This is a genomic window from Gilliamella sp. B3817, assembly GCF_026536705.1.
Classification (GTDB): domain Bacteria; phylum Pseudomonadota; class Gammaproteobacteria; order Enterobacterales; family Orbaceae; genus Gilliamella; species Gilliamella apicola_I.
The window spans coordinates 219296-235720 of sequence record NZ_JAFNNV010000003.1; the positions used below are offsets into that span (position 1 = coordinate 219296).

At 35.7% G+C, this 16425-nt stretch carries 11 protein-coding genes; all 11 read left to right on the plus strand.

Features of this window, described 5'->3' with window-relative positions:
* Positions 1-6: 6 nt before the first annotated feature.
* The 11 genes from J3U36_RS06030 to J3U36_RS06080 all read left to right on the plus strand — a co-directional run bounded on the left by J3U36_RS06030 (position 7) and on the right by J3U36_RS06080 (position 16425).
* Positions 7-3033, plus strand: coding sequence for a virulence factor SrfB (locus J3U36_RS06030; protein ID WP_267379767.1), 3027 nt, complete (start codon positions 7-9; stop codon positions 3031-3033).
* Positions 3030-5717 carry a putative virulence factor gene (locus J3U36_RS06035; protein ID WP_267379770.1) on the plus strand — a complete coding sequence of 896 codons (2688 nt, stop codon included), beginning with the start codon at positions 3030-3032 and terminating at the stop codon, positions 5715-5717. The genes J3U36_RS06030 and J3U36_RS06035 overlap by 4 nt, the downstream gene beginning before the upstream one ends.
* 42 nt (positions 5718-5759) lie before the next feature.
* The gene (locus J3U36_RS06040) at positions 5760-6800 is read left to right on the plus strand and encodes a hypothetical protein (RefSeq protein WP_267379773.1); all 1041 of its coding nucleotides are present in this window, start codon (positions 5760-5762) and stop codon (positions 6798-6800) included.
* Positions 6801-6812: 12 nt separating this feature from the next.
* Positions 6813-8786 (plus strand): vWA domain-containing protein, encoded by a 1974-nt coding sequence (locus J3U36_RS06045; RefSeq protein WP_267379776.1) that lies wholly within the window; start codon positions 6813-6815, stop codon positions 8784-8786.
* Between the two features lie 4 nt (positions 8787-8790).
* Positions 8791-9507 carry an ABC transporter ATP-binding protein gene (locus J3U36_RS06050; protein WP_267379778.1) on the plus strand — a complete coding sequence of 239 codons (717 nt, stop codon included), beginning with the start codon at positions 8791-8793 and terminating at the stop codon, positions 9505-9507.
* A 3-nt stretch (positions 9508-9510) separates the two neighbouring features.
* On the plus strand, positions 9511-10734 hold the full coding sequence (locus tag J3U36_RS06055; RefSeq protein ID WP_267379780.1) for an ABC transporter permease: 1224 nt from the start codon (positions 9511-9513) through the stop codon (positions 10732-10734).
* Positions 10691-12298 carry an SUMF1/EgtB/PvdO family nonheme iron enzyme gene (locus J3U36_RS06060; protein ID WP_267379782.1) on the plus strand — a complete coding sequence of 536 codons (1608 nt, stop codon included), beginning with the start codon at positions 10691-10693 and terminating at the stop codon, positions 12296-12298. Before J3U36_RS06055 ends, J3U36_RS06060 begins: the two co-directional genes overlap by 44 nt.
* Positions 12298-12984 carry a hypothetical protein gene (locus J3U36_RS06065; protein ID WP_267350403.1) on the plus strand — a complete coding sequence of 229 codons (687 nt, stop codon included), beginning with the start codon at positions 12298-12300 and terminating at the stop codon, positions 12982-12984. Before J3U36_RS06060 ends, J3U36_RS06065 begins: the two co-directional genes overlap by 1 nt.
* Positions 12984-13469, plus strand: coding sequence for a hypothetical protein (locus J3U36_RS06070; protein WP_267358827.1), 486 nt, complete (start codon positions 12984-12986; stop codon positions 13467-13469). The genes J3U36_RS06065 and J3U36_RS06070 overlap by 1 nt, the downstream gene beginning before the upstream one ends.
* 65 nt (positions 13470-13534) lie before the next feature.
* Entirely contained in the window at positions 13535-14848 is a 1314-nt protein-coding gene (locus J3U36_RS06075) for a vWA domain-containing protein (protein ID WP_267379786.1), read from the plus strand.
* A gap of 104 nt (positions 14849-14952) precedes the next feature.
* On the plus strand, positions 14953-16425 hold the full coding sequence (locus J3U36_RS06080; RefSeq protein ID WP_267379789.1) for a VWA domain-containing protein: 1473 nt from the start codon (positions 14953-14955) through the stop codon (positions 16423-16425).

The window sequence follows — 16425 nt, forward strand, 5'->3', positions numbered from 1 at the left end:
TAGTATATGCTTCCAGAATTACGCAATTATGGTCAAGAAGTGACTCTTATCATGAACAGTGGTATTCAGTTTCTTGATTTTGCACTTAAAATAGATTGGAAAGATAGCCAATGGCGCAATAAAGCGAATGGGTGCTTTATTGATCCGTCCGAAAGTGGTGCATTGATTCGATTACTAGAAGATGTCGAAAATGGTCAATTTTTTAGTCCTGACAACCCCACTTTTGCGGTTACCCCCACACAAGAAATTAGTGTCGATCAATCCCTAAAATTGTATGACGGTGTTTGGTTACCGATTCCTGTTTTACGGTCGATTCCTCCAGAACGATTTGATAAAGGTCCTCATAACTGGAGCAGAGTAAGAATTGTCAGTATTCCTCAAGGTGAAGATCCCGATGGTAATACGCATCGTATAACATTTGCGTTTGACACTAAAATCTTTGCTAATTTGGATGATGTTGCTTATCTTGCTCCAACTGAAAATGACGTAATGACAGGTGCGATTTTTAGTCTGGCGCACCGCTCTGATCATGTGTCATGGTTTTTAGAACTCAAATGGATTTCCAGTTGGTTAATCGATCTGTTTGAAGAATTAGCGCAGCAACCTGAACGCTTAAAGATGCATAAGGATGATATCCAGCAAGAAATGAATAATAAGGCTTATTATGGGCACTATCTTAATATCATTAATTTGCTCGGTGAAACATTAAATCTACCAACCATTAAAATTGTTTCTAACAATAAAAATGATATTGTGAAATCGATTCCTGTCGATATGATTTTAGATGTGGGTAATTCACGAACTTGTGGCATTTTGATTGAAGATCATGTTCAAGATAAAGACAGTCTTAATCATCGCTATGAATTGGAGATACGCGATCTAACCAGACCTGAATATATCTATAACGAACCATTTGAAAGTCGAGTTGAATTTGCACAAACCTTTTTTGGTAAAGAACACTTTTCGCTACAGAGTGGTCGACGAGATACCTTCCGTTGGCCTAGTATTGTTCGTGTCGGTAAAGAAGCAAGCCGCTTAGCTAGTCGCCGTGAAGGCAACGAAGGTGCAACCGGGCTTTCAAGTCCAAAACGTTATTTATGGGATCAAGATAAGTACGAACAAGGTTGGCGTTTTAACTCTTATTATGTAAAAAGCGATCATGAACCTTTTGCAACGGCAGAGCCTTTTTCAAATTTAATTAATGAATATGGTGAAGCCCTACATATTCTTAATAACAATATTCAAGAAGAATATGATCGTAAAATACCGGTATTCCACCCTAAATATTCACGTAGTTCGCTCATGACGTTTATGTTATGCGAAGTATTGATGCATGCTTTGATGCAGATTAATAGCGTTGCGCAACGTAATAAACTTGAACATGCTAAAACGCCACGTAATTTACGTTCAATTATCTTAACGATTCCGCCCGCTATGCCAAAACCCGAACAAGCGATATTTAAAAGTTGTGTGTATCAAGCTATTGGACTTGTTTGGAAAAGTTTAGGTTGGGATAATTCGGATGATAATATTGATTTTACTCATCCGGAAGAACTTAAACATATTTGGCCAAACATACCGGAAGTTTATATTCAATGGGATGAAGCAACCTGTGGTCAAGTTGTTTATCTTTTCAATGAAACACAAAATAATTTTAACGGACGTAGTGAAGAATTTATTGCTTCAATTGTTCGACCTGACAAAACCAATAAGCAAAAAGTTACCATTGCGACGGTGGATATCGGTGGGGGTACAACCGATTTAGTCATCAACGATTACCATTTAGATTATGGTGCAAACGGGCAACAAAACAGTAGTAATGCCTATATTGTTCCAAGTCAGCGTTTTCGTGATGGTTTTAAAGTAGCGGGTGATGATATTTTACTTGATATTATTCAAGATATTGTTTTAACCTCGTTAACCAACGGCTTAAAGCAGGCAGGACTTGCTGATCCAAGCCCAATCTTGTCAACGATTATTGGTTCACAACAACTTTCTATTCAAGATGCGGTTTTACGTCAACAACTGACATTACAACTGTTTACGCCGATAGGTTTGCGGATCTTGAAAGAGTATGAGCTTTACGATCCTTTACATAGTGAACAGCAGGTATTTAGCGCAAGTTTTAAAGAATTATTAGAGCATCATGTTATGACTGATAGTGTGCTGAATTTTATTAATGAGCCAATCAAGCGTGCATTAAATAATCCTGACTTTTCAGTGCTTAATTTGAATATTGAGATTAATCTCAAACGAATTCATTACCTGTTTATACGTGGTGATTATTACAATATTTGTAAAACGTTTGACGCATTGTCCGAAATCATCAGTTGTTATCAATGTGATGTGCTGTTATTAACTGGACGCCCTTCACGCTTACCGGGTATTCAAAGTTATTTTCGATCTCGTTTATCTATCCCTGCAGGGCGAATCTTGCCACTCCATGGTTATTATACGGGCGGATGGTATCCATTCCATAAACAAGAACGCATTGATGATCCTAAAACCACCGCTGCTGTAGGCGCTATGCTTTGCTTCTTAAGTAAGAATTTAAGGCTACCTAACTTCTATTTTAGATCAACAAATATGGATCTTTATTCAACAGTCAAATACATTGGATTGTTGGATAATTTAAACATGATTAAAAATGAAAATGTCTATTACCGAGATATAAATTTAGATGATCCTGATTATGATTTTCCTGATCTGTCTTTTGAAATACGAGGTACAACAAGGCTAGGTTTTAAACAACTTGAAGTTGATCGCTGGCCGGCTTCTCCGATCTATATTTTGACCATTGAAAACGGCGATGTTGCTCGGCGTTTAAGTGCTCAAGGCGTGGTACTTGAAGTGACCTTAGGTATTAAAAATAGGCAAAAAATGGTCGAGAATTTTTATATTAAAGACATAAAAGCATCTGATGGACGAGCTTGCAATAAAAACCAAGATGTTAAACTGAGTTTAAATACAATGGTTAACTCCGGTTTGATCAGTACCCAATATTGGCTTGATAGTGGAATGATAAAACGATGAATAACATAAATGAACAACTGCCTAAATCTTGGGAACACGTTTACCATGCATCAGCAGAAGCAATTGAATGGATTAATCAAACACGTCATTCATCCAAACGTTTAAATAGTGAAGCAGATAATTTAATTCTTGATTTACGCCGTTTGCGTAATAGCGCTAAACGATTAGGTGAGGTCTCTACCAAATCGGTTGCGGTCGGTTTTTTTGGACTTTCTCAAGCGGGAAAATCATACCTGATTTCGGCACTTGCCGCAGGGGATAATGGCAAACTTGAAACGGTTGTCGATAACCAAATTTTAGATTTTATCGATCATGTCAATCCGGTAGGAAGTGGTAAAGAAGCGACAGGTTTAGTCACGCGTTTTAGTCGAACCGCTAAGGGTGGAATTGCCAACTATCCGTTAGAGTTAAAATTGTTTAGAGAGATAGAAATTGTCAAAATATTAATTAATGCTTTTTTTAAAGATTTTGACCAGCAAAAAGTCTCTAATAAAATTGAATTTTCACAATTAAATAAGTTAATCCAACGGTTGGAAAATAAAAAACAAACCAGTTATGTCGGCGGTATATCGGAAGATGATATCGTTGAACTTTACGATTATTTGTCTGAAAATTTCGGCAACGCTTTAGAAGGTTTAAAAGGGGGATATTGGGAAAAAGCAGTACATTTACTTCCTTATCTATCTGTTTCTGAACGAGGCGAGCTGTTTGCGGTATTATGGGGTGGAATTGCAGAGCTAACAACAATCTATATTCAGCTTGCTAATACGTTATCCCGTTTACATCATGCTGAAACTGTGTATGCGCCGTTAACTGTTTTGATTAAAGAGCAAAATGGTACTAAATCGCAAATTGACAGTATTATGAATGTAGACATCTTAGAGCGATTAAATACCGATAAAGATTCATCGGTTACGATAACGCCTATTAACGGTGAACCAACGGATTTATCTTTGGCGCAACTGGCTTTTTTAACAGCGGAATTAATCTTTCCATTAGTGAACAAAACGCGAGTTTCAACATTTGAAAAAGTTGATTTGCTTGATTTTCCGGGATATCGAGGACGCTTGAATTTAATCTCGATTTCAGATGTTAAAGAAGGTAATCCCATTTCTCAACTATTATTACGGGGTAAAGTTGCCTACTTATTTGAAAAGTATACCGATAGCCAAGAGATGAATGTATTAGTGGTTTGTACACCTTCTGATAAGCAATCTGATGTGAATGATGTTGGGCCGGTGCTTGAACGGTGGATCGGTAAAACACAAGGTGAAACACCTGAAAAGCGAGCAACCAAAGAAGTTGGCTTGTTATGGGCGATTACCATGTTTGATAAACGGATATGTACATCGTTGACCTTGTCGGAAGATAATCTTAAAAATAGTTGGGGTAAAGGTGGATTATTACAACAAACTATTTTAGAACGTTTTGGAAGTTATGATTGGCTAATGAATTGGTCAAATAATCAGAAATTCAACAATGTTTATTTGGTTCGTAAACCTGGTTTTGATGTACCGTTTTTAAATGTCGATCCTGCTACACGCCAAGAACTGTCTCATAATGAGAATTATCAGACTAAAATGGACGTATTAAAAAAGACTTTTATCGATAATGTTGATGTTCAAGAGTATGTATCTCAACCAAATGAAGCGTGGGATGCCATGCTTAAACTTAACGATGGCGGTATAGGTCGAATTAGTCAATATTTAGAAAAAGTAGCGATTACTGAAGTAAAACAACAACGTATTGTTGAGCAATTAAATGAAAAAATTGATTACATCACAAATATGCGTTTTGATACGTGGTACCAAGCTGGTAGTGATGAAGAACTTGGTAAGAAAAAACACGTTATCGCAGATGTGGTGAAAGAGTTGCAGGGTAAAGCATTGTTATTAGGTGAATTACTCAAAACTTTAGAATTGCCGGATCAAACAATTCGAGCTTTGTATCATTCCAACCATGTAGAAAACCAGATAGCTAAAGATAATGATGATAATTTAGTCGGCAATTTATCCAATGATTTTGGCTTTAATACTGAATTTGACCTTTTTTCGGACATAAATAGCAATTTAACCAGTAAGCCAGCAGTGACTTTACCGACTGAATCTAAATTTGCTAAGAGTGTTTTTACAACTTGGTTAGAGCACTTAAGAAATATCGTGCTGGATCAGCATATTTTACAGTTTTTTGGTTTAAGCCAAAAATCATTATCTTTTATTGTTGAAGAGCTTATTACAGGTGCCAATCGTTTGAAGATTGAACAAAATTTAACTGAAAAAATCTTAAATAACGAAAATACTGGCAGTAAACGTGATGATCTTGAATCAAGACAGATAAGTACAATTCATACTCAATTATCTGATTATATTGCGTGGTTAGGTTTTATTGAAGGTCAGGTGGATAACATTCCAATGAGTCGTGTTAATCATGGCAAGCGTATATTTGCATCACCGTTAAATGAGTTTGTTATGCAATCATCTCACCAGTTGCCAAAATTGGATAATAATACTAAAAATTATTCTCAATTTGCGATATTTGATTGGTTTATAGCTTTTGCTACGCTTGCACAAGAAAATGTCGGACATCATGCCGGACGGGAAATAAGTCAGGAACAAAATAGTCGTCTGGGTGAGATTTTGGCATGTTTTAAACAATCACAAATTAAATTGGATGATTTCTTGTAAATTAATGCAATAACAAAGTGAAGTGACAGGATAGAGGACATTATGGCATTAAGAATCGAATTAAATGGTTATAAACCGGGTATAGCTAAATTTTTGGCATATAAATGGAATGGTAGTGCTGATATTGAAATATTGATTCAACGTAATCAGGATAGTTATTATTTGTCTGGATTAAATCAATGGAGTCCAGAAAAAAGTTGGCATACGTTGGCTGATATGACTGTCGAACATGAACAATTAACCGGGCTTGTTGGTGAATGGCTGGTTGATTCGTTATTAACTCAAGAAAGTACTGCACGATTTTTGGTACAGATTCGTGATAAGCAAAACGAAAATTACAGTGACCGAGGCGTCATTAACATAGCTGATGGTGTGATGACGTCAGCTGCATTAAACACGGTTACTACTATGTCTGATACGCATCTTGAACCTGAGGAGTGTGTAGATGTAATCCCCGATGACGAAAAAATGGATGGCGAAACACAAACCATTTACGAGCCTGAAATCGAAGAACAAATTATCGAAGAACCTGTTGAACCCGTCGTTGAGGAAGTCGTTACATCCGTACCCACATCTGAAACTGTAACGGAAGAGACGTTGACACAACCGATTAAACAAAAAAGAAAATCAGGTTTAATATTCGGCTTGATCATTGCTATTTTACTGTTAATTGTTATGGGTATCGCAATTTGGTATTTTCTATTCTTCCAAAATCAACAAGCTAAAGACGCTGAACCGGCTATGTTAGGTCAATGTAGTTTAAGTCAAGTAGGAGATGATGATCTCACTTTTATTCAAAAATGTTTGCAAACTAAGCCACTGACTCCAATGATTATTCAGTTGATCAATGATGCTAAAAATGCAAAAAAATGTAATATTGCTCAGCGATTATATGCTAATCAATCACAAGTAAATTCAACCATTGCCATTTTGTATGCCAAAGAATATGACGAAAAGTATTATCAAGCTAATAGCTGTTTTGAAGCTGATAAAGAAACGGCTATTTATTGGTACGAAACCGCATTGAATAATGATCCCGATAATAAAGACGTAAAAGCACGGTTAGCTGAGCTACAAAAGTAGGTAGGAACAAAAATGGAAAATTTAGCTATCTCAAAAATTATGTTTGTATTGAGCTTAACTTGTTTACCCTTGATAAGTTTTGCCAATGAACCGCTTAAACAGCAAGGTAAAACAACACTGTATCAACGCGTACTAAGTACGCCAACGTGTGAGTTAAAAAAAGATATTAGCGAGGTTACAGGACAGCAAGTTCCTGCATTTTCTCGCTATTATGTTTATGAACGTAAAAATCAAAATAACCAAGAATGGTTAAGTGTTGGGCCTGATTCCTATGGAAAAACGGTAGGTTGGATTAATGGCTCATGCGCAATTGAATGGAATATGCAAATGACCTTGGTTTTTACTAATCCGGTTGAACGTGATCCTTTGCTATTTTTTAAAGATAAAGATTCACTCACGGCAATTGTTGATTCTGAACATCCAGAAACATTATTAAAACCCATTCGTGAGGCATTAAACGTTAACCAAACTTCGCCAAAAGTCATCGCTCAAGAGCCGGCGGAATTTGTTGATTTTAAAAATAACTTCTATTTATTACCTATTTTACAAGGTGAAGAGGTCATGAATGGACAAGGGTTTTATGAGCGTATATTAGAAGTCGCCTCTGTCAGTAAACAAGATAAATTAGTGGCAACAACTCAGAACGTTAAGTCATCCACTACCACTCAAAAAATAGATGATAGTACTAATCAAGTCGCACCTTTTAAAGCTGCAATTGTGTTTGTGATAGACTCAACGATTTCCATGGATCCGTATATTTCAAGAACCAAAGAGGCCGTTGAACGCGTTTATCAGCATATTGAAAAAGAGAAGTTACAAGATCAAGTTAAATTTGGCTTGGTGTCGTTTCGATCAAGTTTAACCGCATCCGATAAACTTGAATTTGTGACAAAAGTTTTTGCCGATCCAAACCAAGTAAAAAATCGTGAAGATTTTAAAAAACTCAGTGCATCACTTAAACAAGCCTCGGTATCAACGGCTTATTTTGCCGAAGATTCATTTGCGGGGGTTGCACAAGCGTTGAATGATATTAATTGGAACAGTTTTGGTGCGCGTTATATGATTCTTATTACGGATGCAAGTGCAATTCCGGGGGATGATAAACTTTCTAGCACCGGTATGGATGCTGCGCAATTAAGGCTTGAAGCACAGCATAAAGGGGTTGCGATTTATGCATTACATTTAAAAACGGCAAGTGGCGAAAAAGATCACCAAATTGCTGCGACGCAGTATTCTGATTTAACGTACAATGATTTTATTCATAAATCACTTTACTACCCTGTTAATGCCGGTAATGTGAATGAGTTTGGTCAAAAAGTTGACTCTTTAGCCAAAGCCTTAGCCGAGCAAGTGAAACTTGCTTATAAAGGTGAAGCGTCAATAGGTAATGCGATTAATGCTAAAGATGGTAATGCCGATATGTTGAATGATGCATTATTACTGGGTAAAGCTATGCAGTTGGCTTATTTAGGTGAAACTAATGGGTCTAAAGCGCCTTCGGTCTTCAAAGCGTGGATTGCTGATAAAGATTTTATTAAACCCACTATTCCAACAGCTGAACCTCGAATCTTATTAACTAAATCTCAATTAAGTGATTTAAGCGATATTGTTAGTAAAATCGCCAATGCAGCAAATGATGGATTAATTTCTGCCGATGATATGTTTTCGCAGCTACGATCGGTTGCTGCTGCTATGGGGCAAGACCCAAGTAAATTAAAATCGAACGCAGTCACAAAAATTGCCGATTTGGGGTTACTTGGGGAATATTTGGATAATATCCCTTATAAAAGCGATGTAACCGGGTTGGATCAAGAGACGTGGAAAAGTATGAGTGGTCTTGAGCAAGAAAAATTTATTCGTAATTTAAATAGTAAAATTCGTTATTATCAGAAATGTAATGCGGATGTTGATCGTTGGATTTCATTAGCGGAAGGTAGTGATCCTCGTGAAAATGTTTATCCTATTCCTTTAGAGATGTTACCGTAAACAGATGCTAACGATAAAAAAACTTGCAATCACGCGCTCAACTGGTAAATCTTTTTTTAGTGTTAACCTTCCAGCGCTGACCGTTAAAGCGGGTGAGGTGGTTATTATTCGAGGTGATAGCGGTTCGGGTAAAAGCACATTACTTGAAATGATAGGTATGATCCTAAAGCCTGACCATATTGGTTGCTACAATCTTACTATGGGTAATGGTGACGTTGATATTGCTCAACTAATCCAACACGATAAACTGGATAAGTTAGCGGATATGCGCGCAAATTATTTGGGCTTTATGTTGCAAACAGGCGGATTACTCCCTTTTTTAACGGTGCATGATAATATTTTGCTTTCAGTAAATGTGTTACAAAAAAAGGTGGATAAACAACGATTTGATTATTTAGTACAAAAGTTGAGTATCTCACACTTGTTAAGTAAATATCCTAAACAACTCTCGATTGGTGAAAGACAGCGAGCTTCTTTTATTCGTTCAATTATCCATAAACCTGCACTATTACTGGCTGATGAACCAACTTCAGCGCTTGATCCTTATAATGCCAATTTATTATTTGATTTAATTATTGAGCAAGCTCAGCAGGATAATATTGCTTCCTTGATTGTGACCCATGATTGGCAACGTATTGCTGATAAAGGATTATTTACTTTAACGTCTCAAATTACCTCTTCCCATTCATCCGAATTTTTACCCTTACAAGATGAGGTATAAGCGATGATCACATTATTATCGAAATGGCGGCTTATTACTCGGTTATCTTTGTCGGATTTATGGTACGACAAGAAGGTTTCATTTTGTATTATTGCATCGGTGATCTCGGTAATTACCCCACTGTTGCTACTCTTTAGCTTAAAATATGGTGTTGTTTCACAGCTTCGCCAGCAGTTACTTAATGATCCGCAAAATTTAGAAGTTAAAATTGTGGGTAATTTACAGTTAGATCATTCAATGTTTGAATGGATTGCCCAACAACCTGAAACTGCGTTTGTGATTCCGTTGACACGTTCCCTTAATACTCAAGCTGATTTAATGAAAGATAATCGTCATTTTGTTAATAATGCTGAAATTATTCCGACAGCTAAAGGTGATCCTATAACCCAAAGTTTACCGCTCTTGCATCATGAACAACAGATTTTAATATCCGCTTTAGCCGCAGAAAAAATGCAGGCAAAGGTTGGTGATAAAGTAAAAATGGTCGTGACAAGGCAACTCGATGGCAAACTGGAAAAAGGTATAGTCGAGTTAGAGATCATCGGAGTGATTCCCGAAATTTATTATGGTCGGGCTGCCGCATTTGTGTCTTTAGCGCTTTTAATTGATATGGAACATTTTTATGACGGTTATCAAATAAATATTTTTCAATCAACCACAGGGCTTGTTAATCCACCAGAACATAACTCATTTGCCAGAGCACGTATTTATGCAAGGTCACTTGATGATGTAGCGCCTTTGTCTTATAAACTACGTCAACAAAATATTGAAACACGTACTCAAGCTAATGCGATAGAAAATATGCAAGCGATAGATCGGGTTCTCAATTTTATATTTAGTGTCATTGCAATAACAGCTGTATTAGGGTGTATTTTATCTTTTACAGGATCATTTCTATCTAATATTGAACGTAAACGCAAAGATATCGCTTTGATGCGATTACTTGGATTTAAATCAAAAGGGATTATGCTTTATTTAATGACTCAAGCCATGATGCTAAGTTGTTTGGCATTTATCATTTCTTGCCTACTTTTTTTATTTGGCAACTATGCCTTTAATTTTGTGTTAGGTAAAAATTTAGTTTCACATCCAGTAGTTAGCCAATTACAATTTTATCATTTTATTATCGCATTTTTACTTACTTTATTGATATCAGCTATTGTAGTAACGGTAGGAGGTCGACGTGCTGTTAAGATTCAGCCAGCAGAAAGCTTGCGCGAAGTATAATCATAAAAAATGGCATTATTGGGGACTAATCTTAAGTTTTATCCCTTTATGCAGTTATGCTGAGCCTTGGGATAGTAAGTTTTATAATCCTAAACCTGCCAGTGATGATGTGATTTTGCCGATGCCTTGTGATGGGCGTTTGGTGATGAAAAGGGTATTTACGCCTACCAATAAACCACTTGAGGATGTAAAAGTAATTTTAGGCAGTAATCAAAAAGAGTTAGGTTTTGCTGAATACGCAACACCTAATTATATTTCTGGTAGCTTTTCTAATGAAAACGAAGAAAGGTATTATTTAATCGGTAAATATGAAATTACAGCACTACAATATCAAGCGGTGATGAATAATACTTGTCCAACGGCTAAAGTGAGTTTGATTTTCCCTGTGACTAATATTAGTTGGTTTGATGCTATTGCATTTAGTAATAAATATAACCAATGGTTACTGGAAAACCAATCTCAATTAAAAGTGTTGCCAAAAGGCTATGTACGTTTGCCAACGAATACCGAATGGGAGTACGCTGCACGGGGTGGCATGAAAGTCACTGAATCTGAATTTCGCGAGACAGTTTTTCCTATTACGAGTGGTTTGGAAAACTATGCCTGGTTTTCAGGGGCAAAGTCAGCCAATGGAAAATTACAACTTATTGGTCGCTTAGCTCCTAATCCACTGGATCTTTATGATATTTTAGGTAATGCCAGTGAAATGATGTTTGATTCATTTAGAATGAATAAATTAGATCGTTATCATGGACAACCAGGAGGCATGATTATTCGGGGCGGTAGTTATTTGACTCCTGAATCTTCAATAACAACTGCCTTTCGTAGTGAAAAGCCTTACTATGATAATAAAGGTGCTTATCAAAGCAAAGATGTTGGATTTCGTTTAGTGTATACCACTGAAGTTATGCACTCTAAAGTTTCGATTAAAGAATTAGAAAAACAGTGGAACGAACTTGGTAATGAAGTCGAATCGTCAAATGATAACAATGTGGTGAATGAACTGGAAAAAATTACTAAACAAGTTGAAGATGAAAAAACTAAAAAAGAGTTAAATCAACTTAATCTACTTTTACGAAGTGCGAACCAGTCACGGGATGAGCAGCGAGATCGTTCCATTCAATCTGCCTTACAATTGGGGGCTTTTTTATGTGCGAATGTCTCTGATCTTAATGATAAATATGAATATAATAATAATTTATATAATACAATGATTAATGAAATTTGTGATGCAAGTGACTCAAGTGAGCTAGAGAGTACAGATATGTGTTCTAAAACAAAGTTAAATAATTTAAATCAAGTTGTCATTGATTCAAGAAATGCACGCAATTTTATATTAAAATATTATGCTGATACTATTGTTAGCACTGCATCAAATTACGAAAAAAACACAATTAATGAACAAGCTAAAGCAACACAATTTATTTTACAAAGTAGTGGAAAGGCAAATATGAGCGATTATTTAAAGCTCTATTTAAAACATATCAATCAATACATTGTATCGGGTAAAATAGAACAATCAGTTTGGTTACAAACCTGCAATGAAATTAAAGGAAGGAAATAATGAAAAAAATAGTTGTCATAATAACATTATGTTTATCTGTTGTCTTAACTGGATGTCAATCATCAGGGTGGAGAACTAAAGACGTTGATCCTGCATTAACCAATAGTAATACATCTCAATTTTTTAGTAAATCAGCCTGGCAATCGTGTGTCGTTGGTGCAGGATTTTCTGGTCTTAGCTGTATTTTAGTTGGCGGAAAACCGGGTGTTTGTCTGGCTACAGCAGCGGTAGGGTGTGGTGTATTAATGGGCGCTAATTATTATCTTGATTCTAAGCGTGCTGAGTATGCAGATGAAGAAATGCGCATTGATGCTTATATTTATGATATTCAGCAAAATAATATGGAAGTACAAGCTGTCACTCAAAATGCGCAAGCCGTATTGGATAAAAATTTAGCAACTTTAAAAGTGTTAAATAGTCAGATTGAAAATAAAACGTTGAGTAAAAGACAGATTAAAAATGAGTTGAAGCAAATCGATGCAAATATTGCTTACTTAACTGACAAATTAGATCGTATGAAAGGCATTGAAAGTGATTGGGTTATGCTTTCAGCAAGGGAAAAACAATCAGGGATTAATATGTCAAAATTAGATAAACAAATTAATCAGCTTCATAAACAGATAGCATTACTTGAAAAACAAATTAATGTGGTAAGTCAACAACGTTCAGCAGTACAGGTGAGCTAATGATGAAAAAAAGATACCTTATATTATTCAGCCCTATTTTGTTGTTAATGGGCTGTTCAACCACAACCGAACAGTGTGATCCAACGAATACGAATATCGGTTTTTTTGATAAGATAAGTTGTCATTATTCTGGCAACTATCAAGCCCGAATTGATCAAAAACAGCAAATTTTAGAAGATGAAAAAAAGGCAAATCAACAATTTAAAGCGATCTATGCCAATATAGAAAGACAGAAAAATGACACTGCCTTAAGTATTAAGCAAAAGCAAGCACAACAACAAAAATTGAAAGATGATTTAACGAGTTTAACCAACGAAATTAAAGAAAAAGCGAAAGATCGCGCAGACTTGCAAGCACAAGTCGATGATATTGAAAAACAACTTAAGCAAGTGAATAATTCAAATTCATCAGAAATTGAAAAGAAAGTTGAGTTAGATAAATTAAATAAAAAACTTCAACAATTACAGAAAGCTTTGAATATCTAAATTTGCGTATTCATTATATCAATAGTTAGCAAAAGCGATGTTTAACATAAGGAAACAAATTAGCAATGCAACGTATAACCAGAATGTTATTTGATCCTAATGATTTAGATAAAATCTCGTTATTTGATCAATATAATTCAGTTTTACAATTGTTAAAGCCTAATGTTAGCGAACGTAGTTTTTCGATTTTAGCAATACCGAGATTAATTGAAGGCGATCATTATCTTGGTTGGTATACGCATCTTGAAGGTCAACCCGTTGCCATTGAAGATATTATTAATGAAGCAGATAAAAAGCAGATTGAAAAAACACTTCAAACACGTTTAAATGATATTGAAAATACTATCAAAATCAAATCATTAACGGAAGATCAACAAACTCTGATTTCGGCTTGGTTACCGAGAATGAGAAGTTTAGGTAATGTGATTTATGTCATTAATAATGAACCTGTGATTGTTCATCATTTTGATGAGCCAATCCTGACTAATGAAGTGGCTCCAGCCCTTCCTGTCAAGACAACAAAATCATTTTGGCGTAGGTGGTGGTTTTTGACCTTAGCACTTGCTTTTGTCGGGTTACTTGGATATCTATATTATTTATATACAATAGATAAAGCCCCCGTACCTATTGCTGAACTATTACCACCAACGACCTCAAACAATTCCACTTCTGAAGTAATTAGCTGTATTTCACAGGAAGAAATCCAAAAAAACGAGCAAACCTCTAAAATGGTGATGATATTTGATAACTCCGCTTCGATGTATTTAACGCTTACTGAACCTCAAGCAGAAATTGAAAAATATTTGTCAAATGGGATTGATCGTCTTACTTTCGAAGAAGCCAAGCAATATGAAGAAAGAATGACCCGATTACCGAATCGACTATCGAGTAGTAAGCAAGTTGCGTTATCCAGTATTGATAAAATACAACCTAATATCAATATTGCTCTTGTCACGTTAAATAGTTGTCCTGTCGCAAAGGTATCTGCATTTTATCATTTTGATAATAGAGAAAAATTGAAGAATGAAATTAATCGTTTAACACCATTAGAATACGATAGTGCTACTCCGTTATATAGTGGTGTAAAGCAAGCCAGTTCAATGCTTGATGGCGTAAATCATGATGATTATATTTTAATTATCAGTGATGGTGACGATAATTGTTCGGAAGATAATATTTGTACTTTAGCCAATGAAATTGCCAACCAACAACCACGTTTAAAAATAAATATAGTGGACATTGTGGGACAGCATAAGATTGATTGTTTAGCGGATAAAACGGGTGGAAAGGTCTATATTGCTAACAATGTCACCGAGCTTGTTGAACAGATGAATAAAGCGGTTTCTGATATGAATATCAGTAAACCTTTGTGTGAATAAGTAGCATTCGAATAGGATATTATTCAGTGATGATCTTTAATATTTGGATGTTCATGTTGAAGCTGAGGTAAAATTAGAATGATCTGTAAGGAAGTTAATTTATCATGCAGCGAATAACACGGCATTGTTTTGATAGCAGTGATTCACAAAAAATCAATTTATTAGAACAATATAATTCATTACTATCGTTATTAAAATCACATCTGACTGAGCGGACTTTTTCTGTCTTCGCCATTCCAAAATTGATAGAAGATGATCATTACATTGCATGGTCTACCAATCTGGAAGGACAACCCATATTATTAAGCGATATTAATAATGAACTATATCGACAAACGGTAACGACAACGTTACAAACACGTATTATAGATATTGAAAATACCGTTAAATTGATGTCGTTAACCCCTGAACAACAAACACTGATTTCATCTTGGATACCAAGAATTAAAAGTTTAGGTAATTCGATTTTTGTCATTAATGATGAACCTGTTATTGTTCATACGTTTGAAGATCCTGTTTTACCGCCTAAAGTATCCGAACCCAAGCTTCCAACCAAATCGGCTTGGCGTTGGTGGTCTATATTCCTTTTAGCATTGCTAATATTGGCATTAATTGGTGGGCTTTGGTATGTCTTTTATCCATTTAATAAAGATAGTGTGGCTGAAACGAGTCATGTTTCAGCACCAGTAATAATACCTGCTGATGAAGAGAAAAAACCTCAATTAGAGCCAGTTGATGTTCCTATCCAACCTGATCCAGAAGTTAAGCCGGATCCCCAACCTGTTGAGCACACAGAAACAGTGGTTGAAGAGAAAAAACCGGAACCTGAAGAAAAGCCTAAACCAAAAGTTAAAAATCCTGCTAATTGTATTACCAAAGAAGAATTGGTCAGTAATCCCAATCCTTCTAAAATGGTGATGGTATTTGATAATTCGTTGTCGATGATAGTGACATTAGCAGAGTCACCCGCTGAGGTTGAACAGTATTTTCAGTATTTGGGTTATGGTTTTCCACGCTATATGTCGGAACAAGACAAGCTAAACTACGAAAAACGTATGACTCGATTACCAAGCCGTTTATCAAGTAGCAAAAAGGTTGCTTTAACTAGCATTGATAAAATACAACAAAATATCAATATTTCACTAGTGACCCTAACGGGCTGTCCATCGGCCGAGGTTTCACCTTTTTATAGTTATAAAAATCGTGGAACATTGAAAAATAAAATTAATAAACTGACGCCAACCGCTGCTGGTGGTGGGGGAACACCACTTTATAATGGATTAGAAAAAGCCAGTAATATGCTTGATGGGGTAAAACGAGATGATTATATTTTAATTATCAGTGACGGTGAAGATACCTGTACTCATAAAAATATCTGTACATTAGCTCATCATATTTCAGTCTCAAAACCTCGTTTAAAAATCAATATTGTCGATATTGCTGGTGAACATAAGATTGATTGTGTTGCAAATGCGACAGGGGGCAAGGTATATATAGCTCAGACACCAAAAGATATGATTAAACAGATGAATAAAGCCGTTTCAGATATGAAAATTAATCGCCCTGTATGCCAATAA

Coding starts and splice junctions, on each gene's coding strand:
- J3U36_RS06030 (WP_267379767.1), top strand. CDS start 7: ATGCTTCCAGAATTACGCAATTATGGTCAAGAAGTGACTCTTATCATG.
- J3U36_RS06035 (WP_267379770.1), top strand. CDS start 3,030: ATGAATAACATAAATGAACAACTGCCTAAATCTTGGGAACACGTTTAC.
- J3U36_RS06040 (WP_267379773.1), top strand. CDS start 5,760: ATGGCATTAAGAATCGAATTAAATGGTTATAAACCGGGTATAGCTAAA.
- J3U36_RS06045 (WP_267379776.1), top strand. CDS start 6,813: ATGGAAAATTTAGCTATCTCAAAAATTATGTTTGTATTGAGCTTAACT.
- J3U36_RS06050 (WP_267379778.1), top strand. CDS start 8,791: ATGCTAACGATAAAAAAACTTGCAATCACGCGCTCAACTGGTAAATCT.
- J3U36_RS06055 (WP_267379780.1), top strand. CDS start 9,511: ATGATCACATTATTATCGAAATGGCGGCTTATTACTCGGTTATCTTTG.
- J3U36_RS06065 (WP_267350403.1), top strand. CDS start 12,298: ATGAAAAAAATAGTTGTCATAATAACATTATGTTTATCTGTTGTCTTA.
- J3U36_RS06070 (WP_267358827.1), top strand. CDS start 12,984: ATGATGAAAAAAAGATACCTTATATTATTCAGCCCTATTTTGTTGTTA.
- J3U36_RS06075 (WP_267379786.1), top strand. CDS start 13,535: ATGCAACGTATAACCAGAATGTTATTTGATCCTAATGATTTAGATAAA.
- J3U36_RS06080 (WP_267379789.1), top strand. CDS start 14,953: ATGCAGCGAATAACACGGCATTGTTTTGATAGCAGTGATTCACAAAAA.